We start from the raw sequence: 25,058 nt of genomic DNA, 5'->3' as shown, positions 1-25,058 counted from the left end.
AAACAATAATTAATGAAATTATAAATAGAGATAGTAGATTTAATGAAGTATTAGAGAAAAATGGTAGTGAAAACATGCTTGTGACAGGGCTTACACCTTCAGCTAAAGCTTCTATCATAGCTGAAATGTATCAAGCCGATCATAGACAAGTGATACTTGTCACAAATAATTTGTATCAAGCGGACAAGTTAGAATCAGATTTATTACAGTTCGTTCCAGATGATGAACTTTACAAGTATCCTGTACAAGATATTATGACTGAAGAGTTTTCAACACAAAGCCCGGAATTTATGAGTGAGCGTGTTCGGACTTTGACGGCACTCGCGAAGGAAAAACGCGGGTTATTTATCGTTCCGTTAAATGGCTTGAAAAAATTGCTTACCCCAAAAGCGTTGTGGCAAGAGCACCAAATGACTTTTGAGGTAGGTCATGATATTGAATTAGAAACATACTTGAAACAACTGATTAATATGGGTTATCGACGAGAGAGTGTTGTTTCAAATATTGGAGAGTTTTCTGTGCGTGGAGGTATTATTGATATTTATCCATTGCTTGGAGAACCAGTACGTATCGAATTGTTCGACACAGAAGTTGACTCTATTCGTCAATTTGATGTTGAAACACAACGTTCTTTCGAAAACCTTCAAAAAGTAGAGATTACGACTGCGCACGACTACATTATTACAGAAGATGTACGGCATCATTTAATTCAGCGTTTGAAAGAAGCTTATGAAACAACAAGGCCGAAAATCGATAAATCGGTACGCCAAGATATCAAAGACACCTATGATAGTTTTAATAATGTTTTGGATGAGCGTTTTGATCCACAAGTTTTGCGTCGATTCATTGCATTTATGTATGAACAACCGGAAACAATTATGGATTATGTTAAGGATAATGCAGTGGTTTTAGTTGATGAATTTAATCGTGTAAAAGAAACAGAAGCATCATTAACTGCTGAAACAGAAGCTTTTTTACAAAGCTTAATTGAAAGTGGAAAAGGGTTTATAGGTCAGCGTTTTATGAATGATGACGCCTTGAATATGTTATTACACAATTATAAAATCACATTTTTTACGTTATTTACAGCATCAATGACGATTCAATTGAGTGATATGATGAAGTTCTCATGTAAGCCTGTCCAACAGTTTTACGGTCAATATGATATGATGACGTCTGAGTTTCAACGTTATATGAGACAAGGTTACAAAGTTGTGGTTATTGCGGAGACACAGACTAAAAAAGAACGTATTCAGTCAATGTTAAGTGAAATGCATATTCCCACACTTTTAGATCCGGATATTCGTAGCTTTGAATCAGGGCACGCTGCAATTGTAGAAGGAAGTCTATCTGAAGGTTTTGAGTTACCATATATGTCCTTAGTCGTAGTCACTGAACGAGAACTCTTTCAATCTAAACAGAAAAAGGCGTCGAAAAAGCGACGTAAAACGATTAGCAATGCTGAAAAGATTAAGTCATACCAAGAGTTAAATGTAGGCGATTATGTTGTTCATGTTCATCATGGCGTAGGACGCTATTTAGGTGTAGAGACGTTAGAGGTTGGCGATGTTCATCGTGACTATATGAAAATTCAATACAAAGGGACAGATCAACTTTATGTACCGGTTGATCAGATGGAACAAGTCCAAAAATACGTTGGTTCTGAAGATAAAACACCCAAACTTTATAAACTGGGCGGAAGCGAATGGAAAAAGACGAAAGCCAAAGTTCAAAGTAGTGTTGAAGACATTGCTGATGAGCTGATTTCACTGTATAAAGAACGTGAAACATCGGTGGGCTATTCATTTGCACCAGATACCGAAGAACAGCATGTATTTGAAATGGATTTTCCATATGAACTGACTGAAGATCAAGCGAAATCGATTAAAGAAATTAAAGAAGATATGGAAAGTGCCAAACCCATGGATCGCCTTTTATGTGGAGATGTTGGATACGGGAAGACAGAAGTGGCTGTCCGTGCTGCATTCAAAGCGGTTATGTCAGGAAAACAAGTAGCCTTTTTGGTCCCAACGACTATTCTAGCGCAACAGCACTATGAAACTTTAATAGAGCGCATGCGAGACTTTCCTGTAGATATCCAACTCATGAGTCGTTTTCGTACTGCTAAAGAAGTCAAAGAAACGAAAGAAGGGCTCAAATCAGGGAAAGTTGATATTGTCGTGGGGACACATAAATTACTCGCAAAAACGATTGAATATAAAGATTTAGGATTGTTAGTCGTCGATGAGGAGCAACGATTTGGAGTGCGTCATAAAGAGCGTATTAAATCTTTGAAGGCGAATGTAGATGTGCTGACCTTAACGGCGACACCGATACCGCGTACATTGCATATGAGTATGTTGGGCGTTCGGGATTTATCAGTGATTGAAACCCCACCTGAAAATCGCTTTCCAGTGCAAACCTATGTCTTAGAACAAAATAGCAATTTTATCAAAGAAGCGCTAGAGCGTGAACTTTCAAGAAATGGACAAGTTTTTTATCTGTATAATCGCGTGCAATCGATTTATGAGAAACGGGCACAACTTCAAATGTTGATGCCGGATGCTTCGATTGGCGTTGCGCATGGTCAACTAAGCGAAAGAGACTTAGAAGAGGCGATGCTAGATTTTATCAATGGAGAATATGATATTCTTGTAACGACAACTATTATTGAGACGGGTGTTGATGTTCCTAATGCGAACACATTGATTATTGAAGAAGCAGATCGATTTGGTTTGAGTCAGCTTTATCAATTGCGTGGCCGTGTAGGGCGCTCAAGTCGTATAGGTTATGCGTATTTCCTTCATCCGATGAATAAAGTACTCAATGAAGTGGCTGAAGAAAGGTTACAAGCGATTAAAGAATTTACTGAATTAGGTAGTGGATTCAAAATTGCAATGCGAGACCTCAATATCCGTGGTGCGGGTAATTTGCTTGGTAAACAACAGCATGGCTTTATTGACTCAGTCGGCTTTGATTTATATGCACAAATGTTAGAAGAAGCAGTGAATGAAAAACGAGGAATCAAAGAAGAAACGCAAGCACCAGATATAGAAATGAATTTACGCTTAGATGCATATCTCCCTGCTGAATACATTCGCAATGAGCAAGCTAAAATTGAAATCTATAAAAAACTACGCGCTGCAGAGTCAATGAATCAGTTGCGAGACATTAAAGATGAATTGATGGATCGTTTCAATGACTATCCAACTGAAGTGGCACGGTTATTAGACTCTGTAGAAATTAAGATACATTTACTGCATGTCGGTGTACAACACGTCAAAGATAATGGAAAAGCAATAGACATTTTACTAACACCACAAGGGACTGAGAATATAGACGGAGAAGCACTCTTTAAAAATTCCGAAGCGTTCGGTCGCAGTATGAAAGTGGGCGTGGAAAACAAATGCATGAAAGTAAGCCTAACAAAAGGGAAAGTATGGTTAGATAACTTAAAATTTTTAGCAAAAATTTTAGAAGAAAGTATGCGACTGCCCCATGACCTCTAAAACAGCTTTTAATGGCGTTGTCGTACTCACTTTTGCGCTACTGATTGTTAAAATTTTAAGTGCACTCTACCGCGTTCCTTATCAGAATATATTAGGTGATGAAGGGCTTTATGCATATCAGCAAATTTACCCTATCGTTGCACTAGGGGTCGTATTATCGAGTAATGCTATTCCTAGTGCGTACAGCCAACTTGTCAGTCATACTAATGTGACAGCATTTACATTTAAACGATTAAATCGTGTGTTAACGTTGATAGGTTTAGGGATAAGTATTTTATTATTTTTAAGCGCACGCTTCATAGCTTATAGTATGGGGGATGTTATGCTGACACCTATGTTACGTTCAGCAAGTGTTTGCTTTGTTGTTGTGGGTATTCTCGGGGTTTTACGCGGGCACTTTCAATCACGTTTTCAAATGTCAATTCCTGCCTATTCTCAAGTCATCGAACAAATTGTGAGGGTAAGCGGGATTGGTATAGTGATTATTTTGTTCGACAACTTGGGTGGATCAATCTATGAAGCAGGGATGTGGGCTATCATGGCTTCCACAATAGGATTTATAGTTGCAACACTCTTTTTATGGTGGAAATACCCGATGCCTAAGTCGAAAGCGCGTGCATCATTGCCGTGGAGACAATTTTTTAGTGCGGTGATTATCTTTGCTATTAGCCATTTAATTGTTATTTTATGGCAAGTCGTTGATAGCTTTACAGTGGTCAATGCATTGCGACATGGTGCGCAAGTCGCATTTCGTCATGCAATAGAGCAAAAGGGTATTTATGATAGAGGAGCGTCTTTTATTCAAATGGGCCTCATTGTTACGACTACCTTTTGTTTTGTGCTTATTCCGCTTCTAACCGACACTCAAAAGCAAGGGAATACGACTAAAATGAACAGTTACGCGAATGCATCATTAAAAATGACAATGATGATGAGTAGTGCAAGTAGTATAGGATTGATTAATTTATTGCCACTTTTGAATCGTGTCTTTTTTAAAAGTGATGCATTGACATATACGTTATCTCTTTATATGTTAACGGTAATTGGTGTGTCGCTCATTATGATGTATATTGCTTTATTGGAAGTGCAGCATCAATTTAAGACTATTTTTAGCGCACTGTTCTTAGGGATAGTGAGTAAAATCCTCTTAAATATAAGTTTAATCCCGATATTTGAGATATTTGGGGCAAGTCTTGCTACAGTGGGATCATTGCTCATTTTTGTGATTGTATTACATCTTAAAGTACTCAAACAGTATCGTTTAGATGCATTGTCCTTGTTTTATTTAAAACTAATAATCGCATTAATAGTGATGACATTACTAGTTCAATTTGGTTTGTATCTGATGCAGTCACATACGCGACTCGGGGGCTTGTTTGAACTGTTGATAGGTGCATTGCTTGGCGTAGTTGGTGTCATAGCAGTCACGATTATGTTGGATATCTTAAGCGAAGAAGAATGGATGCATTTACCATTTGGAGACAAAGTCTATCGGATGAAGAAAGGAAGAAAATAATGACGCCTCAATTGACAATTATAGGTCTAGGTAATTATGGGTTAGATGAATTACCATTGAAAATATATCGCTGTATTCAAGAACAAAAACGTATATACGTCAGAACAAAACACCACCCGGTTGTGGCGCAATTGACAGGTGTAGAGATTCAAAGTTTTGATGAGGTATATGAACGGTTCGATTCTTTTGAACCTGTGTATGAAGCGATTACGGAGACATTACTTAATATCGCAAAATCAGAGTCTGTCGTATATGCTGTACCAGGGCATCCACGAGTTGCCGAAACAACAACTGCATATTTGTTAGCCCGTGCGCGCGAAGTAGATGTGGACGTTCAAATTTTAGGTGGCCGTAGTTTTATAGATGACATATTTACAGCGGTCAATATCGACCCTAATGATGGTTTTACAATGTTAGATGCAACGGCGCTATCAGAAGCAGCATTAAATCCAAGAACTGGAACAATTATTACACAGGTCTATAGTCAAATGGTCGCTGGTGATTTAAAGTTAACGTTGATGTCAAGATATCCAGACGATTATGAAGTGATGATTGTAGATGGTGCGCGTCAATCTGGTGCAAACGTTACAACATGCCCGTTGTTTGAGCTGGATCACGACGATTGCTTTACAAATTTGACGAGTGTGTTTATTCCGAAAATAACAGATGATACGTTGCTCTATAATGATTTTGATTTTGCAGATCAAGTCATCAATCGACTCGTTGATGATGAAAAAGGGTGCCCATGGGATAAAGTCCAAACGCATGAGACGTTAAAACGTTATCTATTAGAAGAAACGTTTGAGCTGTTTGAAGCCATTGACCATGAAGATGATTGGCATATGGTTGAAGAGTTGGGGGACATATTATTGCAAGTGTTACTGCATACAAATATCGGTCAAAAAGAAGGTTATATGGACACTAGAGAAGTCGTACATAGTCTATCTGAAAAAATGATTCGACGACACCCTCACATTTTCAAAAACGAAGAAGCACAATCCGTTGATGATGTTAAAGCAATATGGCAAAAAGAAAAATCACTTGAAGGCAAAAAAGAGCGCGTAAAATTTGAAAAAGTATTTGCGACACATTTCTTAAAATTGTATGATGAAGTCAAAAATCAGCATGAAGATTTTACAGAAGAGACGTTGAAGGTATATTTAGCACAAGGAGGGACATCATGAGATTAGATAAATATTTAAAAGTTTCTAGATTAATCAAACGACGCACATTAGCAAAAGAGCTTAGCGATCAGGGACGTGTAGCGGTTAATGGGCATACGGCTAAAGCAGGAACAGATGTGAAAGTGGGTGATGAGCTGGTGATTCAATTTGGTCAAAAAATAGTTACAATTCAAGTCACTGCATTAAATGAACATGCAACGAAAGAAAATGCAAAAGGGATGTACGAACTCGTCAAAGAAGCACGTTTGTAACACTATACGTTACTTTAAAGGAAAGGTGATGCTGCATGAGTGACAAGATTCAAAATATCGGCAATCAGTATACATCTAAAAAGAATGAAAAGAAGAAGCGGCATGAGCTCCGAAAAAAAGTTGTTAAAAAACGAATTTCTGTTTTTGGAGGTATGCTTTTAGCTATTATTGTTACGCTTTTAATTTTATTATTGGTACAGATTAAAAGTAATCATGAAGCATCTTCTGAGCGTTCGGCTAAAGAAGAACAGTATCAGAAACTACAAGATCAAGAGATTCAACTTAAAGAACAGTTGAATAACCTAAATAATGATGAATATATAGAGAAAATTGCACGAGATGAATACTATTTAAGTAATGACGGTGAGATTATTTTTAAATTGCCTGAAGACAGCAAACAATCTAAAGAGGATCAGCACAACAAATAAAGTTTATAACAAAGTAGTACATCGGTAAAAGCGAGCATGGTAAAATTCAATTCAAGTAAAGGTTTCTAATTTTAGTCATTGTGAAAATAGTCAAACAAAAGTATAATAGAATTAAATATCGAACAAAATCGGGAGGATGCATTAAAAAAATGTCAATCGAAGTAGGAAGTAAGATAACAGGTAAAGTCACAGGGATCAAAAAGTTTGGCGCATTTGTGTCATTACCTGAGGGGAAAAGTGGGCTAGTTCACATTAGTGAGATAGCAGATAACTATGTAGAAAATGTAGAAGAGCATCTATCAGTAGGAGATGAAGTGGAAGTAAAAGTGCTATCTATTGCAGATGATGGCAAAATTAGTCTATCTATTAAAAAAGCAAAAGATCGCCCACGAAAACAAAAGCCGGCGCAAAAACCGGAAGATTTCGAAAAGAAACTATCTAATTTCTTAAAAGATAGTGAAGATAAACTTACTTCTATTAAACGTCAAACAGAATCAAGACGTGGCGGAAGAGGTTCACGTCGTTAAGAGCTGTTAAGAGGTTGAGAAACGAAGGATAACTTTGAATCTCAGCCTCTATTTTTTAGTGTAGGAGTGTTTGGATGATAAAGCCAGTTTGGAAAAATACGGATCATTTAGTACTTGCAGTTTCAACGGGTATTGATAGTATGGTTTTACTGCATCAATTGATACATCACTATCGAGAAACGTATCGTCAATTGTCATGTGTACATGTTCATCATGGTTTGCGAGAAGCGTCTGATCATGAAGCGGCATTTATAGAGCGTTATTGTCAAGCGCATCACATCCCTATCTATATCCATCATCTTGACTTAGAGGATGTTGTCATAGCGGGGCGTAGTATCCAAAACGAAGCGAGAAAACGTCGATATGCTTGGTTTGATGCTATGATGGCACGTTTAGAAGGCAATTGTTTACTCACTGCACACCATCAAGATGATCAATTAGAAACTATTTTTTATCGTATTTTTACTGGAAGGAGTACGAGAAGCCCTTTAGGGATGAATGATCATGAAAAGCGAAAGGGTTATCAATTAATTCGGCCACTGATTCATACAACTAAGCAACAAATATGCGATTATCAATCTCAATATCACGTTCCTTATTATGAAGATGAAAGCAATCAAAGCAATGATTACGTGCGCAATGACATTCGAAATCGTATACTACCCACCATTGCAAAAAATCCACAATTACAAAATGAGCAACTGTTAAAATTATATGATATGCAAGTTTCGGCACAGGTATTGATACGTCAGCAAGCATTTCGATTTATCGATGAACATGTCAAAAAAGATTTAAACCGAATCATCATTTCAAGAAATGAGTTTAATCAAGAATTAATACATGTTAAAATGAAAATTCTGGATTATTGTATTTCGCAATTTGATGAAGTGACATCAATCACCGAAAAAGCCTATCATGACTGGTTCGAAAAATTAGATAGTCAAGTTGCTCAAACCGCATTGATGCACACAAACAAATGGCATGCCTACATTGTCTATGATAAATTAATCCTAACGGCAAATGATGCACGAGAATTTACAACTCAGAAAGTTCATATAACTAAGCCAGGATGGTATGATTTTGGTGATTATCGCATACATATTATGCCACAATTATTTGAGACAAATGATGCATTTTGGATTCGCACACGATATAATGGTGACCGTGTGGTATTACATTCAGGACATCACAAAAAAGTATCGCGACTCATGATCGATGCTAAAGTACCTACATTATTGAGAGAACGAATGCCAATTGTCGTGGATGCGAGTAATCGTATTTTAGCGGTAGGCCATTTGTATATTCGAGATAGATATGCTAATACAATTCACATTCAATATTTGGGAGATGACATAAATGAAAAATGATTTAAAGGCAATAGTGCTAACAGAGCAAGACATCCAAGACTTATGCATTCAATTAGGTGAACAAATCACACAAGATTACCAAGGTAGAGACTTATTATGTGTAGGAATTTTGAAAGGGTCCGTTTTGTTTATGACTGATTTAATCAAACGCATTGACGTCCCTTTAGCCATTGATTTTATGGATGTATCAAGCTATCATGGTGGCACTGAATCAACAGGAGAGGTTCAGATTCTTAAAGACTTAAGTACATCGATTGAAAATAAAGATGTCTTAATTATTGAAGATATTCTTGAAACAGGCACAACGTTGAAATCGATTACAGAGCTTTTAGAGTCACGTCGTGTTAAATCGTTAGAAATTGTGACGCTTTTAGACAAACCGAATCGTCGTAAAGCAGACATTGAAGCTAAATATGTAGGACGAAAAATACCGGATGAGTTTGTAGTGGGTTACGGTCTGGATTACGGTGAAAAATATCGTAACCTTCCATATATTGGAACGTTAAAGCCAGAAATCTATAACTCATAAAATTTTTATTTTTATTGAATTGCGTGAAATCTCATAGATGTCAATTACTAGCCAGTAACGATCATATTATGGTAAAATTTTTATTAGTTTTATATTTGAAGTAGGAGGAAACGACGCATGCAGAAAGCTTTTCGTAATGTGCTGTTTATAGCGATTATCGGCGTTGTTATATTTGGGTTATTTTCTTGGATTAATGGTAATGGAAATGTACCTAAAGAGTTAACTTATAAGCAATTTATGCAAAACTTAGAGAGTGGCGAGTTAAAGTCACTTGAAATTCAACCTGAGAACAATGTATATAAAGTGAGTGGTAAGTTACAAAACAATGACGATTACGCTTCAACAATTCTGTTTAATAATAATCAAGAATTAGAGCGAGTAACTGAAACAGCGCAAAACCAAGATGGACTAGACTTTACGGTTAAAGAAGAAGAAGGACAAAGTGTATTTGTAAGTATTATATCAACATTAATTCCGATTGTAGTCATAGCACTACTTTTCATGTTCTTCTTAAGCCAAGCACAAGGCGGCGGCGGTGGCGGTCGTATGATGAACTTTGGTAAATCCAAAGCCAAAATGTACGATAGTCAAAAAGGTCGTGTACGTTTTTCTGATGTTGCCGGTGCAGATGAAGAAAAACAAGAATTGATTGAAATTGTAGACTTCTTGAAAGATAATAACAAATTTAAACAAATGGGTTCACGTATCCCTAAAGGTGTTTTATTAGTAGGCCCTCCAGGAACAGGTAAAACATTAATTGCACGAGCTGTAGCAGGGGAAGCGGGTGTGCCGTTCTTCTCAATCAGTGGTTCTGACTTCGTTGAGATGTTTGTCGGTGTTGGTGCAAGCCGTGTACGTGACTTGTTTGAAAATGCGAAAAAGAATGCGCCGTGTATCATTTTTATAGATGAGATTGATGCAGTAGGTCGTCAACGTGGTGCAGGTGTTGGTGGAGGACACGATGAACGTGAACAAACGCTTAACCAATTACTTGTCGAAATGGATGGATTTGGTGAAAATGAAGGTATCATTATGATTGCCGCAACAAACCGTCCAGATATTTTAGACCCAGCGTTGTTACGCCCAGGTCGTTTTGACCGTCAAATTCAAGTGGGACGTCCAGATGTTAAAGGACGTGAAGCGATTTTACACGTTCATGCGAAAAACAAGCCACTTGATGAAACTGTTGATTTAAAAGCAATCGCTCAACGTACACCAGGATTTTCTGGTGCAGATTTAGAAAATTTACTTAATGAAGCATCGCTTATTGCTGCACGTAGTAACAAGAAGAAAATTGATATGAGAGACATTGAAGAGGCAACAGACCGTGTCATTGCAGGTCCAGCCAAAAAGTCTCGCGTGATTTCGGACAAAGAACGAAATATTGTTGCACATCATGAGGCAGGACATACGGTTATCGGTATGGTGCTTGATGAGGCGGAAGTGGTACACAAAGTAACAATCGTACCGCGCGGACAAGCAGGCGGCTATGCGATGATGTTACCTAAACAAGACCGTTTCTTAATGACAGAGCCAGAAATGTTAGACAAGATTTGTGGTCTTTTAGGTGGACGAGTAGCAGAAGATATTATCTTTAATGAAGTGTCTACAGGTGCTTCAAATGACTTTGAACGTGCCACTAAACTCGCACGTGAAATGGTTACAGAATATGGTATGAGTAAAAAACTAGGTCCATTACAGTTTTCTCATGGCGGTGGTGGCCAAGTCTTCTTAGGTAAAGATATGTCTGGTGAGCCACAATACTCTGGTCAAATTGCTTTTGAAATTGATAAAGAAGTACAACGTATCATCAAAGAACAATACGAGCGTTGTAAACAAATTTTATTAGAACATGAATCACAGCTACGTTTGATTGCAGAAACGTTGTTAACTGAAGAAACGTTAGTTGCGGAACAAATTCAATCATTATTCCATGAAGGACATCTACCAGTAGTGAATTATGATGATGCTAAAGTGGTTGATCAAAACGAGAATGAAGAATTCCGCGAAGGCAAATATGGTAAATCTTATGATGAAATTCGACGTGAACAACAAGAGTTAACGGAAAGAGCACATCAAGAGGGTCATAAAGAAACATCATCAGAATCTCAAAAAGATGACCAGTCAACAGAAGATAAAGATACGACAGGTTATGAAGGTGAACCGAATATTGATCGCCCAGGCAAGGACGATTCACAACGATAATGATTAATATCGTAAAGTACTACACATTTAAAATATGAATGTGTAGTACTTTTTTGCATTAAGAAAAGATAGGTGTGGCGAGATGAATGGAGTCAATTGATTCTCGACAGAATATCATGGCTCGGCAAAATTTGGGGAACAATTTTGCTCGTCATTCCATTCTGCTTGAATCCTGAGCACTTTTGTCCCAACCTCCACGCTCAACAACCTTGATAGACGGTGTTTCGATTGCTGACTTCTCAACAGAACTACACAGTTTCACAAAATTTGGGGAACAATTTTGTTCACTGCTAGGTTCTGCTCGAAGTCAAAGCGCAATCTCAACAACCTAGTGATAGACGGTGTTTCGCAAGTAGGATTCTCGACAGAATGTCATGGCTCGGCAAAATTTGGGGAACAATTTTGCTCGTCATTCCATTCTGCTTGAATCCTAAACACTTGCTCAACAACCTTGTGATAGACGGTGTTTCGCATGCAGAGTTTTCGGTATAACTTCGCAATTCTTCAAAATTTGAGGAACAATTTTTTGAATTGCTCGAGTTATGCTCAAACTCTAAGCGCAATCTCAACAACCTTATGCATTAAATGCATGATTAAATAAGTTGATGTTGTTAAAATGGAGGGTGGAAGGAATGCATAGTTAAAGTCATATTAGTTGTTTCATCGTCATGAGGCGGTTATGATAATGCAACATAGACTATATTATGGATAGATAGGTAATTTGAAGGAGCGATAATGAATGACGCAAGATTATATAGTTAAAGCACTTGCATTCGGTGGGGAAATACGTGCGTACAGTGCTAAGACGACAGATACAATTCAAGAAGCACAATCTAGGCACTATACATGGCCTACAGCATCTGCGGCGTTAGGACGTACAATGTCTGCTACTGTAATGATGGGAGCGATGTTAAAAGGTGACCAAAAATTAACGGTGACAGTTGAAGGTGGAGGACCTATTGGCAAAATTATAGCTGACGCTGATGCGAAAGGAAAGGTGAGAGGTTATGTTACTAACCCACAAACCCATTTTCCTTTGAATGAACAAGGTAAATTAGATGTCAGACGTGCAGTGGGAACGAGCGGTGCGATTAATGTGGTTAAAGATGTGGGTATGCGCGATTATTATACCGGAAATAGCCCTATTGTTTCAGGTGAATTAGGGGAAGATTTTACGTATTATTTTGCGAATAGCGAACAAGTCCCTTCATCAGTAGGTGTGGGCGTGCTTGTTAATCCTGATAATTCAATTAAGGCAGCAGGTGGTTTTATCATTCAGGTGATGCCTGGTGCAAAAGATGAAACCATTGATAAACTTGAGGCTGCAATTCAAGCCATGAAACCTGTATCTCAAATGATAGATGAAGGGCTTACTCCTGAAGAGATGTTAGAAGCGATTTTAGGTTCTGAAAATGTCGTGTTTTTAGAAACAGTACCTGTTGCATTCGAATGTCATTGTGGACATGATAAATTTTTGAATGCAATCAAAGGATTAGGAGAAGCGGAAATAGAGCATATGATTCAAGTGGACCATGGTGCTGAAGCAGAATGTCATTTTTGTCGTACAAAGTATCAGTATACAGAAGCTGAGTTGACAGCGCTGCTAGAAGAAATGAAATAGTCGGTGGATATAGTATATAATGTTACTAGAAATATAAAATAAACTACAGAATCTTTAAAGTGTACAAGATAATTAAAATTATACTTTTGAAATTATCTGAAAAATGGTAGACTAAAACTATATCCGATTTTGTAACTATGTTTTAAAAAATAATAAAGTGAGGTTAGATAATATGGTTAGAAAACCTGTAGAAAATATTACTGAATTAATTGGACAAACTCCAGTTGTTAAGTTGCGCCATCAAACTGATGAGAATGCTGCTGACATTTATGTGAAATTAGAGTATCAAAACCCGGCTGGCTCTGTTAAAGACCGTATTGCATTAGCGATGATTGAACAAGCAGAAAAAGACGGTAAAATTAAACCGGGTGACACGATTGTAGAACCAACAAGTGGGAATACAGGTATCGGTTTAGCATTCGTAGCTGCGGCAAAAGGCTATAAAGCTGTGTTTACAATGCCAGAAACAATGAGTATTGAACGTCGCAATTTATTAAAAGCTTATGGTGCAGAAGTCGTATTAACACCAGGTGCAGAAGCGATGAAAGGTGCTATAAAAAAAGCAAAAGAATTAAAAGAAGAGCACGGTTACTTTGAACCACAACAATTTGAAAACTTAGCCAACCCTAGAGTTCATGAATTAACGACAGGACCTGAACTCGTTGAACAATTTGAAGGTAAAACCATTGATGCCTTTGTAGCAGGTGTAGGAACTGGTGGTACATTATCAGGTGCAGGAAAAGTGCTTAAAGCAAAATATCCTGATATTCAAATTGTCGCGATTGAACCAGAAGCTTCTCCAGTATTAAGTGGTGGAGAGCCTGGCCCACATAAATTACAAGGTTTAGGAGCTGGGTTTGTTCCAGATACATTAAACACTGAAATTTATGGTGAAGTGATTAAAGTGGCTAATGAAACTGCAATGGAAACATCACGTCGCGTAGCTAAAGAAGAAGGAATACTTGGTGGTATTTCTTCAGGTGCAGCAATTTATGCAGCGATTCAAAAAGCAAAAGAACTTGGTAAAGGCAAGACTGTGGTTACAGTACTGCCAAGTAACGGTGAACGTTACTTATCAACGCCACTTTACAATTTCGAATAAGTAGGATGACAATAAAATGATTAAGATTTAATTAGAGTTCAAACACAGACTCTCAGTATTTAGCGAGCGATGTAACTCTAGTGAAAATAACAATGATTGAAATGGATTTAATGATTTAATAGAAGAATAGTTCTAATCCGATAACTGAGATATTTGCCCTTTTGGATGAATATCTCAGTTGTTTTTTTGATGGTGTGTCTATGTCTCATAAAGCAAGTTGCCTTGTTTTGAGTTATATCTTACTTTTACATAAACTTATCTACATCAATTGAGTGTCAAAATTTGCTATAATAAGGCTGTTCAATTCACAATAATTGAGTGATAGAATCTAATTAGAAAGGGTGATCCGATAGTGCAACAAACGCAAATTATGGGAATCTTAAATGTAACGCCCGATTCATTTTCTGACGGTAATCAATATAACGGTGTAGAACAAGCGGTCAAACGCGCTAAAGAAATGGTTAAAGAAGGGGCGCATATCATAGATGTTGGTGGTGTTTCGACGCGTCCAGGTCATGATGAGGTGACAATAGAGGAAGAGTTGCGCCGTGTTATCCCGGTTGTTAAAGCGTTAAAAGGAATTAAAGCAGAAATCTCAGTTGATACATTTCGAAGTGAAGTTGCAGAGGCAGCACTTGAAGCGGGTGCCTCGATAATTAATGATCAGTGGGCAGGGTTATATGATCCCAAAATATTTGATATCGCAGCACAATATGGGGCTTCTATCGTACTTATGCATAATGGTGACGGGCAACGCGACCAACCTGTGATGGACGAAATGATTGTGACGCTATTAAAGCAAGCTAATCGAGCGGAACGAGCAGGTATTTCACATGATAAAATATGGCTTGATCCAGGTATAGGATTTGCTAAATCTCGAAAAGAGGAACAAGAAGTGATGGCTCGCTTAGATGAATTGGTTGCAACGGAATACAAAGTTTTACTTGCAACAAGCCGTAAGCGATTTATTAATGAAATATTAGGCGGGGACTCTCGTGTTGATGAACGTGATGAAGCAACTGCAGCAACAACTGCATATGGTATCATGAAAGGTGTTCGAGGTGTACGTGTGCACAATGTGCTGATGAACGCGAGATTAGCAAAAGCGATGGATTGTTTGAAAGGATACGAAAATGACAGATAAAATATTTTTAGAAGGATTAGAATTTTACGCTTATCATGGTGCATTATCAGCTGAAAATGAAATAGGCCAGATTTTTATTGTTGATGTTGAAATGAAAGTAGATTTACAAAAAGCAGGTCATTCTGATCGTGTTGAAGATACAGTGCACTACGGTGAAGTCTATGAAGATATCCAAGCGATTATGCTAGATCAACCTGTAAATTTATTAGAACATCTGGCTGAACGTATTGCAAATCGTATAAATTCACACTATAATCGTGTAATGGAAACGAAAGTCAGAATTACTAAGAAAAATCCACCGATACCTGGATATTACAACGGTGTTGGTGTTGAAATCGTAAGGGTGAAATCATAATGGTAGATGCATATCTAAGTTTAGGGAGTAATATAGGCGAACGTGAAACACAACTTCAATTAGCTATAGAACAATTGAACATGACACCAGGCATTAGGGTTAAGCGTGTCTCACCAATATATGAAACAAAACCTGTCGGATATGTAGATCAACCTGATTTTTTGAACTTATGTGTATCTATTGAAACCAACCTACCACCATTTCAATTGCTTCAAGCGTGTTTAGAAATTGAAACGCGTTTGCACCGTGTTCGGAAAGAAAGGTGGGGGCCGAGGACAATAGATATCGATATTTTGTTATATGGCAAGTCGATTATTGAAGATGAGCACTTGTCAATCCCTCACCCTCGCATGTCTGAGCGTGCTTTTGTTATGATACCTTTAAACGACATTGCATCAGATGTGATAGAACCACGCTCAAACAAATTGATTCGTACATTAGTACAGCCTGATGATTCTGTAGTAAAGTATAAATGATGCCATACATTGTTAAGATATGATATAGCTTGATTGGAGGAACCACAATATGTGGAAAATTGGAGACGTTGAAATAGAGAATAGAGTTGTTTTAGCACCTATGGCAGGGGTATGCAACTCAGCGTTTAGGCTCACGGTCAAAGAGTTCGGTGCAGGTTTAGTATGTGCAGAAATGGTGAGTGACAAAGCCATTTTATTTAATAACCCTAAAACAATGAAAATGTTGTATATAGATGAAAACGAGCGCCCACTATCGCTACAAATATTCGGTGGAGAAAAAGAAACGCTTGTTGAAGCAGCAGAGTATGTAGATCAGAACACAACTGCTGATATTATTGATATCAATATGGGGTGCCCTGTATCCAAAATTATTCGCTGTGAAGCAGGTGCGCGCTGGTTGCTTGATCCGAATAAAATTTATGAGATGGTATCTGCAGTTACTGAACGTGTAAGTAAGCCTGTGACTTGTAAGATGCGCATCGGTTGGGATGAAGATCATATTTATGCAGTAGAAAATGCGAAAGCAGCAGAACGCGCAGGTGCAGCAGCGATATCTCTACATGGCCGTACGCGTGTTCAGATGTATGAAGGCAAGGCGGATTGGGATATCATACGTCAAGTCAAAGAAGCGGTGAATATTCCGGTTATTGGTAATGGAGATGTCACAAGTCCAGAACTCGCTGAAAAAATGTTAGAAGAAACAGGCGTAGATGCTGTCATGATCGGGCGTGAGGCATTAGGAAATCCTTGGATGATTTATAGAACTGTCCATTACCTAGAAACGGGCGAACTGATAGAAGAACCAGGCGTGGATGAGAAGATAGATATCGCATTATTACATTTACGTCGTCTAGTCGAGTTGAAAGGTGAAAAAGTAGGCGTAATGGAAATGCGCAAACATGCATCATGGTACTTGAAAGGCGTCCGTGGAAACGGTAAAGCGAGAAAAGCGTTAAATCAATCCGAAACAGAAGCGGAAATGATTCAGATTTTAACGCAATTCCGTGATGAAATACTCGAAAAAAATCAAAAAGTAGAAGCTTAAATATAAAGGAGCGTTTAGAGCATGACAGAAGAAATGAATGACCAGATGCAGGTGCGTCGTCAAAAACTACAAGAATTATACGATTTAGGTATCGATCCATTTGGTGAGAAGTTTGAACGTACAAGCAATGCGGCGACCTTAAAAATTGATTGGGATCAATTTTCAAAAGAAGAGCTTTCAGAGCAAGAAGGGGAAAGTCAAACTGTCATTGCAGGTCGTTTGATGACTAAAAGAGGAAAAGGTAAAGCAGGATTTGCGCATATCAAAGACCTTTCAGGGCAAATTCAAATTTATGTAAGAAAAGATCAAGTCGGAGAAGAACAATTTGATATTTGGAAAAGTGCAGACTTAGGTGACATTGTAGGTATTGAAGGTGTTATGTTTAAGACCAATACAGGTGAGTTATCTGTTAAAGCGAAATCATTCAAACTACTTTCAAAAGCATTGCGCCCTTTACCGGATAAACACCATGGCTTACAAGATATAGAGCAACGTTATCGTCAAAGATACCTTGATCTAATTACGAATGAAGAAAGCGCAGAAACATTTATTAACCGTAGCCGCATCTTACAAGAGATGCGTCAATATTTAAACGAACAAGGCTTTTTAGAAGTTGAGACGCCAATGATGCATCAAATTGCTGGTGGTGCTGCTGCACGTCCATTTGTGACACACCATAATGCATTAGATGCAACACTCTATATGCGTATCGCTATTGAATTACACCTTAAACGTTTAATTGTAGGCGGATTAGAAAAAGTATATGAAATCGGTCGTGTATTCCGTAATGAAGGTGTATCGACACGCCACAACCCTGAATTTACGATGATTGAATTATATGAAGCATATGCAGACTATGAAGACATTATGAATTTAACAGAATCGTTAGTTGCACATGTAGCACGTAAAGTTTTAGGAACTACAACTGTGCAATACGGTGATCAAGAAATTAATTTAGAACCGAAATGGCGTCGTTTACATATCGTAGACGCTGTCAAAGAAGCAACAGGTGTTGATTTCTTCCAAGTACAATCTGATGAAGAAGCACATGCTCTTGCAAAAGAACATGGTATTGAAGTCGATAAAAATATGAAGTATGGTCATATTTTGAATGAATTTTTTGAGCAAAAAGTAGAAGAAACATTAATTCAACCTACATTTATATATGGTCATCCAATTGAAATATCACCATTAGCAAAGAAAAACCCTAAAGATCCGCGCTTTACTGATCGATTTGAGCTCTTTATCGTTGGTCGAGAACATGCTAATGCTTTTACTGAACTTAACGACCCAATTGATCAACGTGAGCGATTTGAAGCACAACTAGTTGAAAAAGAACAAGGCAATGATGAGGCACATGAAATGGATGAAGATTTCATTGAAGCACTAGAATATGGTATGCCTCCAACAGGTGGATTAGGTATCGGTATTGATCGTCTTGTTATGTTATTAACAAACTCACCGTCAATTCGAGATGTACTCTTATTCCCTTATATGCGCCAAAAATAATCGCAGGAAACATAAAACAGTGCATAAGTCAAAGAGCTAGGGCTTGTTTTGATAGAAGCCCTAGCTCTTTTTTACACATTTGACAAGTAAAACTTAAAGGTGAATTAATGATTTTATTTAAGGAAAGATAAAAACAAATATCGTTTGTTGATTATAATTAAAGAAAATGATTTTTTGTAAAAAAAGACTTGCTATTTTTGCGATTAAGATTTACAATATTTCAAGTACGATATGAGCGTGAACTTAAACGATTGATTTAAGTTTATATTTGAAATAAATGCTTTAAAGTTTTTGTTGACATGACGAACGATATCGTGTAATATATTAAGGGTCGTCACTTTTAAAAATTGTTATTAAATTTTTAAAAAATAACTTTCAAAAGTGTAAAATTAACTATTGAAATCAAGTTATAAGCGATGTATTATATTAAGGTAGCAAAAAATGCTGCGAATCATTGTCTGGTGGCTATAGCAAAGAGGTCACACCTGTTCCCATGCCGAACACAGAAGTTAAGCTCTTTAGCGCCGATGGTAGTCGGACTTACGTTCCGCAAGAGTAGGACGTTGCCAGGCGAAATGTATCATATATATTAAATATAAATATATCGGAGAATTAGCTCAGCTGGGAGAGCATCTGCCTTACAAGCAGAGGGTCGGCGGTTCGAACCCGTCATTCTCCACCATTTGCCGGCCTAGCTCAACTGGTAGAGCAACTGACTTGTAATCAGTAGGTTGGGGGTTCAAGTCCTCTGGCCGGCACCATTTTGAGCCATTAGCTCAGTTGGTAGAGCATCTGACTTTTAATCAGAGGGTCAGAGGTTCGAATCCTCTATGGCTCATTACTTTCGGTGATATAAGCAGAAGTAGTTCAGCGGTAGAATACGACCTTGCCAAGGTCGGGGTCGCGGGTTCGAATCCCGTCTTCTGCTCCATTAATGCCGGGGTGGCGGAACTGGCAGACGCACAGGACTTAAAATCCTGCGGTGAGAGATCACCGTACCGGTTCGATTCCGGTCCTCGGCACCATTATCATTAAAATATGCGCCCGTAGCTCAACTGGATAGAGCGTTTGACTACGGATCAAAAGGCTATGGGTTCGACTCCTATCGGGCGCGCTTAATAAATACGGGAAGTAGCTCAGCTTGGTAGAGCACTTGGTTTGGGACCAAGGGGTCGCAGGTTCGAATCCTGTCTTCCCGACTCTTTAAAAATGGGGGCTTAGCTCAGCTGGGAGAGCGCCTGCTTTGCACGCAGGAGGTCAGCGGTTCGATCCCGCTAGTCTCCACCATTTTAATTAATGAACATTGAAAACTGAATGACAATATGTCAACGTTAATTCCGATAAAACATAGTACTAACGTACTGATAGAGTGATTGACTTAAACAATCAAAGAGCTATATCAAGCTTACTCTAATATGGAGAGTTTGATCCTGGCTCAGGATGAACGCTGGCGGCGTGCCTAATACATGCAAGTCGAGCGAACTGAAGAGGAGCTTGCTCCTTTGACGTTAGCGGCGGACGGGTGAGTAACACGTGGGTAACCTACCTATAAGACTGGAATAACTCCGGGAAACCGGGGCTAATGCCGGATAACATGTTGAACCGCATGGTTCAACAGTGAAAGACGGTTTTGCTGTCACTTATAGATGGACCCGCGCCGCATTAGCTAGTTGGTGAGGTAACGGCTCACCAAGGCGACGATGCGTAGCCGACCTGAGAGGGTGATCGGCCACACTGGAACTGAGACACGGTCCAGACTCCTACGGGAGGCAGCAGTAGGGAATCTTCCGCAATGGACGAAAGTCTGACGGAGCAACGCCGCGTGAGTGATGAAGGTCTTCGGATCGTAAAGCTCTGTTGTTAGGGAAGAACAAATGTGTAAGTAACTGTGCACATCTTGACGGTACCTAACCAGAAAGCCACGGCTAACTACGTGCCAGCAGCCGCGGTAATACGTAGGTGGCAAGCGTTATCCGGAATTATTGGGCGTAAAGCGCGCGTAGGCGGTTTTTTAAGTCTGATGTGAAAGCCCACGGCTCAACCGTGGAGGGTCATTGGAAACTGGAAAACTTGAGTGCAGAAGAGGAAAGTGGAATTCCATGTGTAGCGGTGAAATGCGCAGAGATATGGAGGAACACCAGTGGCGAAGGCGGCTTTCTGGTCTGCAACTGACGCTGATGTGCGAAAGCGTGGGGATCAAACAGGATTAGATACCCTGGTAGTCCACGCCGTAAACGATGAGTGCTAAGTGTTAGGGGGTTTCCGCCCCTTAGTGCTGCAGCTAACGCATTAAGCACTCCGCCTGGGGAGTACGGTCGCAAGACTGAAACTCAAAGGAATTGACGGGGACCCGCACAAGCGGTGGAGCATGTGGTTTAATTCGAAGCAACGCGAAGAACCTTACCAAATCTTGACATCCTTTGACCGCTCTAGAGATAGAGTTTTCCTCTTCGGAGGACAAAGTGACAGGTGGTGCATGGTTGTCGTCAGCTCGTGTCGTGAGATGTTGGGTTAAGTCCCGCAACGAGCGCAACCCTTAAGCTTAGTTGCCATCATTAAGTTGGGCACTCTAGGCTGACTGCCGGTGACAAACCGGAGGAAGGTGGGGATGACGTCAAATCATCATGCCCCTTATGATTTGGGCTACACACGTGCTACAATGGACAATACAAAGGGCAGCGAAACCGTGAGGTCAAGCCAATCCCATAAAGTTGTTCTCAGTTCGGATTGTAGTCTGCAACTCGACTACATGAAGCTGGAATCGCTAGTAATCGTAGATCAGCATGCTACGGTGAATACGTTCCCGGGTCTTGTACACACCGCCCGTCACACCACGAGAGTTTGTAACACCCGAAGCCGGTGGAGTAACCATTTGGAGCTAGCCGTCGAAGGTGGGACAAATGATTGGGGTGAAGTCGTAACAAGGTAGCCGTATCGGAAGGTGCGGCTGGATCACCTCCTTTCTAAGGATAATATACGGAATATCACCATAGGTGATAGACGGATTAACGTGACATATTGTATTCAGTTTTGAATGCTCATTCATTGAGGATTCAACATTGTACATTGAAAACTAGATAAGTAAGTAATAGATTTTACCAAGCAAAACCGAGTAACAAGCGAAAAGCTTGAAACAAACAATTATCGCTAGTCGTCAACAGACGACTCACATAATTAATAACTGGTGATGATAAGTGTGAAAGCATTGACAAGACAAATGTGATTGCGTCATTGACGTGATGAAAGCGTTTGTCAGTCAGAGAATTTCTTGATGAGTGCAGCGAAGATTACGTTTTGTAAATGAGCAAGCGAAGAAAGAAATGAGATAGAATGCGAGCGCTTATTAGCACGTCTAGATTAAGTTATTAAGGGCGCACGGTGGATGCCTTGGCACTAGAAGCCGATGAAGGACGTTACTAACGACGATATGCTTTGGGGAGCTGTAAGTAAGCTTTGATCCAGAGATTTCCGAATGGGGGAACCCAGCACGAGTTATGTCGTGTTATCCGCATGTGAATACATAGCATGTGAGAAGGTAGACCCGGAGAACTGAAACATCTTAGTACCCGGAGGAAGAGAAAGAAAAATCGATTCCCTGAGTAGCGGCGAGCGAAACGGGAAGAGCCCAAACCAACAAGCTTGCTTGTTGGGGTTGTAGGACACTCTTATGGAGTTACAAAAGAATGAGTTAGACGAATAACCTGGAAAGGTTAATCAGAGAAGGTAATAATCCTGTAGTCGAAAACTGATTCTCTCTTGAGTGGATCCTGAGTACGACGGAGCACGTGAAATTCCGTCGGAATCTGGGAGGACCATCTCCTAAGGCTAAATACTCTCTAGTGACCGATAGTGAACCAGTACCGTGAGGGAAAGGTGAAAAGTACCCCGGAAGGGGAGTGAAAGAGAACTTGAAACCGTGTGCTTACAAGTAGTCAGAGCCCGTTAAGGGGTGATGGCGTGCCTTTTGTAGAATGAACCGGCGAGTTACGATCTGATGCAAGGTTAAGCAGGAAATGTGGAGCCGTAGCGAAAGCGAGTCTGAATAGGGCGAATGAGTATTTGGTCGTAGACCCGAAACCAGGTGATCTACCCTTGGTCAGGTTGAAGTTCAGGTAACACTGAATGGAGGACCGAACCGACTTACGTTGAAAAGTGAGCGGATGAACTGAGGGTAGCGGAGAAATTCCAATCGAACTTGGAGATAGCTGGTTCTCTCCGAAATAGCTTTAGGGCTAGCCTCAAGTGATGATTATTGGAGGTAGAGCACTGTTTGGACGAGGGGCCCCTCTCGGGTTACCGAATTCAGACAAACTCCGAATGCCAAATAATTTAACTTGGGAGTCAGAACGTGGGTGATAAGGTCCATGTTCGAAAGGGAAACAGCCCAGACCACCAGCTAAGGTCCCAAAATATATGTTAAGTGGAAAAGGATGTGGCGTTGCCCAGACAACTAGGATGTTGGCTTAGAAGCAGCCATCATTTAAAGAGTGCGTAATAGCTCACTAGTCGAGTGACACTGCGCCGAAAATGTACCGGGGCTAAACATATTACCGAAGCTGTGGATTGTCCTTTGGACAATGGTAGGAGAGCGTTCTAAGGGCGTTGAAGCATGATCGCAAGGACATGTGGAGCGCTTAGAAGTGAGAATGCCGGTGTGAGTAGCGAAAGACGGGTGAGAATCCCGTCCACCGATTGACTAAGGTTTCCAGAGGAAGGCTCGTCCGCTCTGGGTTAGTCGGGTCCTAAGCTGAGGCCGACAGGCGTAGGCGATGGATAACAGGTTGATATTCCTGTACCACCAACAATCGTTTTAAGCGATGGGGGGACGCAGTAGGATAGGCGAAGCGTGCTGTTGGAGTGCACGTCCAAGCAGTGAGACTGAGTGTTAGGCAAATCCGGCACTCAAAAGGTCAAGCTGTGATGGGAAGAGGAAATTGTTTCCTCGAGTCGTTGATTTCACACTGCCGAGAAAAGCCTCTAGCTAGAAAGTTGGTGCCCGTACCGCAAACCGACACAGGTAGTCAAGATGAGAATTCTAAGGTGAGCGAGCGAACTCTCGTTAAGGAACTCGGCAAAATGACCCCGTAACTTCGGGAGAAGGGGTGCTCTTTAGGGTTCACGCTCTGAAGAGCCGCAGTGAATAGGCCCAAGCGACTGTTTATCAAAAACACAGGTCTCTGCTAAACCGTAAGGTGACGTATAGGGGCTGACGCCTGCCCGGTGCTGGAAGGTTAAGAGGAGTGGTTAGCTTCAGCGAAGCTACGAATCGAAGCCCCAGTAAACGGCGGCCGTAACTATAACGGTCCTAAGGTAGCGAAATTCCTTGTCGGGTAAGTTCCGACCCGCACGAAAGGCGTAACGATTTGGGCACTGTCTCAACGAGAGACTCGGTGAAATCATAGTACCGGTGAAGATGCCGGTTACCCGCGACAGGACGGAAAGACCCCGTGGAGCTTTACTGTAGCCTGATATTGAAATTCGGTACAGTTTGTACAGGATAGGTAGGAGCCATTGAAGCGTGAGCGCTAGCTTACGTGGAGGCATTGGTGGGATACTACCCTAATTGTATTGGATTTCTAACTCGCAGCACTTATCGTGCTGGAAGACAGTGTCAGGCGGGCAGTTTGACTGGGGCGGTCGCCTCCTAAAGTGTAACGGAGGCGCTCAAAGGTTCCCTCAGAATGGTTGGAAATCATTCATAGAGTGTAAAGGCATAAGGGAGCTTGACTGCGAGACCTACAAGTCGAGCAGGGTCGAAAGACGGACTTAGTGATCCGGTGGTTCCGCATGGAAGGGCCATCGCTCAACGGATAAAAGCTACCCCGGGGATAACAGGCTTATCTCCCCCAAGAGTTCACATCGACGGGGAGGTTTGGCACCTCGATGTCGGCTCATCGCATCCTGGGGCTGTAGTCGGTCCCAAGGGTTGGGCTGTTCGCCCATTAAAGCGGTACGCGAGCTGGGTTCAGAACGTCGTGAGACAGTTCGGTCCCTATCCGTCGTGGGCGTAGGAAATTTGAGAGGAGCTGTCCTTAGTACGAGAGGACCGGGATGGACATACCTCTGGTGTACCAGTTGTCGTGCCAACGGCATAGCTGGGTAGCTATGTATGGACGGGATAAGTGCTGAAAGCATCTAAGCATGAAGCCCCCCTCGAGATGAGATTTCCCAACTTCGGTTATAAGATCCCTCAAAGATGATGAGGTAAATAGGTTCGAGGTGGAAGCGTAGCGATACGTGGAGCTGACGAATACTAATCGATCGAAGACTTAATCAAATTCAAACAAGGT

General features: G+C 40.3%; 16 protein-coding genes, 8 tRNA genes and 3 rRNA genes. All 27 read left to right on the top strand.

What is annotated here, in order from left to right:
• The first annotated feature begins 8 nt into the window (after positions 1-8).
• The 27 genes from mfd (at position 9) to C7J90_RS02095 (ending at position 25,045) form a co-directional block, all read left to right on the top strand.
• A complete protein-coding gene (gene mfd, locus C7J90_RS02225) occupies positions 9-3,509 on the top strand; it encodes a transcription-repair coupling factor (RefSeq protein WP_416060876.1) in 3,501 nt (1,166 codons plus the stop codon).
• The gene (locus C7J90_RS02220) at positions 3,499-5,025 is read left to right on the top strand and encodes a polysaccharide biosynthesis protein (RefSeq protein ID WP_103207759.1); all 1,527 of its coding nucleotides are present in this window, start codon (positions 3,499-3,501) and stop codon (positions 5,023-5,025) included. Before mfd ends, C7J90_RS02220 begins: the two co-directional genes overlap by 11 nt.
• A complete protein-coding gene (locus tag C7J90_RS02215; RefSeq protein WP_103207761.1) occupies positions 5,025-6,209 on the top strand; it encodes a MazG nucleotide pyrophosphohydrolase domain-containing protein in 1,185 nt (394 codons plus the stop codon). The genes C7J90_RS02220 and C7J90_RS02215 overlap by 1 nt, the downstream gene beginning before the upstream one ends.
• Positions 6,206-6,460 (top strand): RNA-binding S4 domain-containing protein, encoded by a 255-nt coding sequence (locus C7J90_RS02210; RefSeq protein ID WP_103207762.1) that lies wholly within the window; start codon positions 6,206-6,208, stop codon positions 6,458-6,460. The genes C7J90_RS02215 and C7J90_RS02210 overlap by 4 nt, the downstream gene beginning before the upstream one ends.
• 35 nt (positions 6,461-6,495) lie before the next feature.
• Positions 6,496-6,888 carry an FtsB family cell division protein gene (locus C7J90_RS02205; RefSeq protein WP_103207764.1) on the top strand — a complete coding sequence of 131 codons (393 nt, stop codon included), beginning with the start codon at positions 6,496-6,498 and terminating at the stop codon, positions 6,886-6,888.
• 149 nt (positions 6,889-7,037) lie between these two features.
• A complete protein-coding gene (locus C7J90_RS02200; RefSeq protein WP_103207765.1) occupies positions 7,038-7,415 on the top strand; it encodes a S1 domain-containing RNA-binding protein in 378 nt (125 codons plus the stop codon).
• Positions 7,416-7,489: 74 nt separating this feature from the next.
• Positions 7,490-8,782 (top strand): tRNA lysidine(34) synthetase TilS, encoded by a 1,293-nt coding sequence (tilS, locus tag C7J90_RS02195; RefSeq protein WP_103207767.1) that lies wholly within the window; start codon positions 7,490-7,492, stop codon positions 8,780-8,782.
• On the top strand, positions 8,772-9,311 hold the full coding sequence (gene hpt / locus C7J90_RS02190; RefSeq protein WP_103207768.1) for a hypoxanthine phosphoribosyltransferase: 540 nt from the start codon (positions 8,772-8,774) through the stop codon (positions 9,309-9,311). The genes tilS and hpt overlap by 11 nt, the downstream gene beginning before the upstream one ends.
• Before the next feature lie 117 nt (positions 9,312-9,428).
• Positions 9,429-11,516, top strand: a complete 2,088-nt coding sequence (gene ftsH / locus C7J90_RS02185; protein WP_103207770.1) for an ATP-dependent zinc metalloprotease FtsH — start codon at positions 9,429-9,431, stop codon at positions 11,514-11,516.
• 739 nt (positions 11,517-12,255) lie between these two features.
• Complete coding sequence (gene hslO / locus C7J90_RS02180) at positions 12,256-13,137, top strand: Hsp33 family molecular chaperone HslO (protein WP_103207772.1); 882 nt, start codon at positions 12,256-12,258, stop codon at positions 13,135-13,137.
• A gap of 172 nt (positions 13,138-13,309) precedes the next feature.
• Positions 13,310-14,239: a cysteine synthase A gene (gene cysK / locus C7J90_RS02175; RefSeq protein ID WP_103207774.1), complete on the top strand. Its 930-nt coding sequence runs from the start codon at positions 13,310-13,312 to the stop codon at positions 14,237-14,239.
• A 352-nt stretch (positions 14,240-14,591) separates the two neighbouring features.
• Positions 14,592-15,383 (top strand): dihydropteroate synthase, encoded by a 792-nt coding sequence (folP, locus tag C7J90_RS02170; protein WP_103207776.1) that lies wholly within the window; start codon positions 14,592-14,594, stop codon positions 15,381-15,383.
• Positions 15,373-15,738: a dihydroneopterin aldolase gene (gene folB / locus C7J90_RS02165; RefSeq protein WP_103207778.1), complete on the top strand. Its 366-nt coding sequence runs from the start codon at positions 15,373-15,375 to the stop codon at positions 15,736-15,738. Before folP ends, folB begins: the two co-directional genes overlap by 11 nt.
• The gene (gene folK / locus C7J90_RS02160; RefSeq protein ID WP_103207779.1) at positions 15,738-16,214 is read left to right on the top strand and encodes a 2-amino-4-hydroxy-6-hydroxymethyldihydropteridine diphosphokinase; all 477 of its coding nucleotides are present in this window, start codon (positions 15,738-15,740) and stop codon (positions 16,212-16,214) included. Before folB ends, folK begins: the two co-directional genes overlap by 1 nt.
• A gap of 49 nt (positions 16,215-16,263) precedes the next feature.
• Positions 16,264-17,259, top strand: a complete 996-nt coding sequence (dusB, locus tag C7J90_RS02155) for a tRNA dihydrouridine synthase DusB (protein ID WP_103207781.1) — start codon at positions 16,264-16,266, stop codon at positions 17,257-17,259.
• A gap of 21 nt (positions 17,260-17,280) precedes the next feature.
• Positions 17,281-18,768 (top strand): lysine--tRNA ligase, encoded by a 1,488-nt coding sequence (gene lysS / locus C7J90_RS02150; protein WP_103207783.1) that lies wholly within the window; start codon positions 17,281-17,283, stop codon positions 18,766-18,768.
• A 457-nt stretch (positions 18,769-19,225) separates the two neighbouring features.
• Positions 19,226-19,340: ribosomal RNA gene (gene rrf, locus C7J90_RS02145) — 5S ribosomal RNA — on the top strand.
• Between the two features lie 34 nt (positions 19,341-19,374).
• A tRNA-Val gene (locus tag C7J90_RS02140) sits at positions 19,375-19,450 on the top strand.
• A gap of 3 nt (positions 19,451-19,453) precedes the next feature.
• A tRNA-Thr gene (locus C7J90_RS02135) sits at positions 19,454-19,529 on the top strand.
• 4 nt (positions 19,530-19,533) lie between these two features.
• Positions 19,534-19,606: transfer RNA gene (locus C7J90_RS02130), tRNA-Lys, on the top strand.
• Positions 19,607-19,624: 18 nt separating this feature from the next.
• Positions 19,625-19,699, top strand: a tRNA-Gly gene (locus C7J90_RS02125).
• 5 nt (positions 19,700-19,704) lie between these two features.
• Positions 19,705-19,793, top strand: a tRNA-Leu gene (locus C7J90_RS02120).
• A 15-nt stretch (positions 19,794-19,808) separates the two neighbouring features.
• A tRNA-Arg gene (locus C7J90_RS02115) sits at positions 19,809-19,882 on the top strand.
• Between the two features lie 11 nt (positions 19,883-19,893).
• Positions 19,894-19,967: transfer RNA gene (locus tag C7J90_RS02110), tRNA-Pro, on the top strand.
• A gap of 12 nt (positions 19,968-19,979) precedes the next feature.
• A tRNA-Ala gene (locus C7J90_RS02105) sits at positions 19,980-20,055 on the top strand.
• 125 nt (positions 20,056-20,180) lie between these two features.
• A 16S ribosomal RNA gene (locus C7J90_RS02100) occupies positions 20,181-21,731 on the top strand.
• 392 nt (positions 21,732-22,123) lie between these two features.
• Positions 22,124-25,045, top strand: a 23S ribosomal RNA gene (locus tag C7J90_RS02095).
• The 16S, 23S and 5S rRNA genes sit together here with 8 tRNA genes alongside, the layout of an rRNA operon.
• Positions 25,046-25,058 lie beyond the last annotated feature (13 nt).

The organism is Staphylococcus felis (assembly GCF_003012915.1).
GTDB lineage: Bacteria > Bacillota > Bacilli > Staphylococcales > Staphylococcaceae > Staphylococcus > Staphylococcus felis.
The sequence above is the reverse complement of the archived record's forward strand: the minus strand, read 5'-3'. Positions and strand labels throughout refer to the sequence as shown.

Coding starts and splice junctions, on each gene's coding strand:
- ftsH (WP_103207770.1), top strand. CDS start 9,429: ATGCAGAAAGCTTTTCGTAATGTGCTGTTTATAGCGATTATCGGCGTT.
- dusB (WP_103207781.1), top strand. CDS start 16,264: ATGTGGAAAATTGGAGACGTTGAAATAGAGAATAGAGTTGTTTTAGCA.
- hslO (WP_103207772.1), top strand. CDS start 12,256: ATGACGCAAGATTATATAGTTAAAGCACTTGCATTCGGTGGGGAAATA.
- C7J90_RS02200 (WP_103207765.1), top strand. CDS start 7,038: ATGTCAATCGAAGTAGGAAGTAAGATAACAGGTAAAGTCACAGGGATC.
- hpt (WP_103207768.1), top strand. CDS start 8,772: ATGAAAAATGATTTAAAGGCAATAGTGCTAACAGAGCAAGACATCCAA.
- lysS (WP_103207783.1), top strand. CDS start 17,281: ATGACAGAAGAAATGAATGACCAGATGCAGGTGCGTCGTCAAAAACTA.
- folK (WP_103207779.1), top strand. CDS start 15,738: ATGGTAGATGCATATCTAAGTTTAGGGAGTAATATAGGCGAACGTGAA.
- C7J90_RS02205 (WP_103207764.1), top strand. CDS start 6,496: ATGAGTGACAAGATTCAAAATATCGGCAATCAGTATACATCTAAAAAG.
- C7J90_RS02220 (WP_103207759.1), top strand. CDS start 3,499: ATGACCTCTAAAACAGCTTTTAATGGCGTTGTCGTACTCACTTTTGCG.
- C7J90_RS02215 (WP_103207761.1), top strand. CDS start 5,025: ATGACGCCTCAATTGACAATTATAGGTCTAGGTAATTATGGGTTAGAT.
- cysK (WP_103207774.1), top strand. CDS start 13,310: ATGGTTAGAAAACCTGTAGAAAATATTACTGAATTAATTGGACAAACT.
- tilS (WP_103207767.1), top strand. CDS start 7,490: ATGATAAAGCCAGTTTGGAAAAATACGGATCATTTAGTACTTGCAGTT.
- folB (WP_103207778.1), top strand. CDS start 15,373: ATGACAGATAAAATATTTTTAGAAGGATTAGAATTTTACGCTTATCAT.
- C7J90_RS02210 (WP_103207762.1), top strand. CDS start 6,206: ATGAGATTAGATAAATATTTAAAAGTTTCTAGATTAATCAAACGACGC.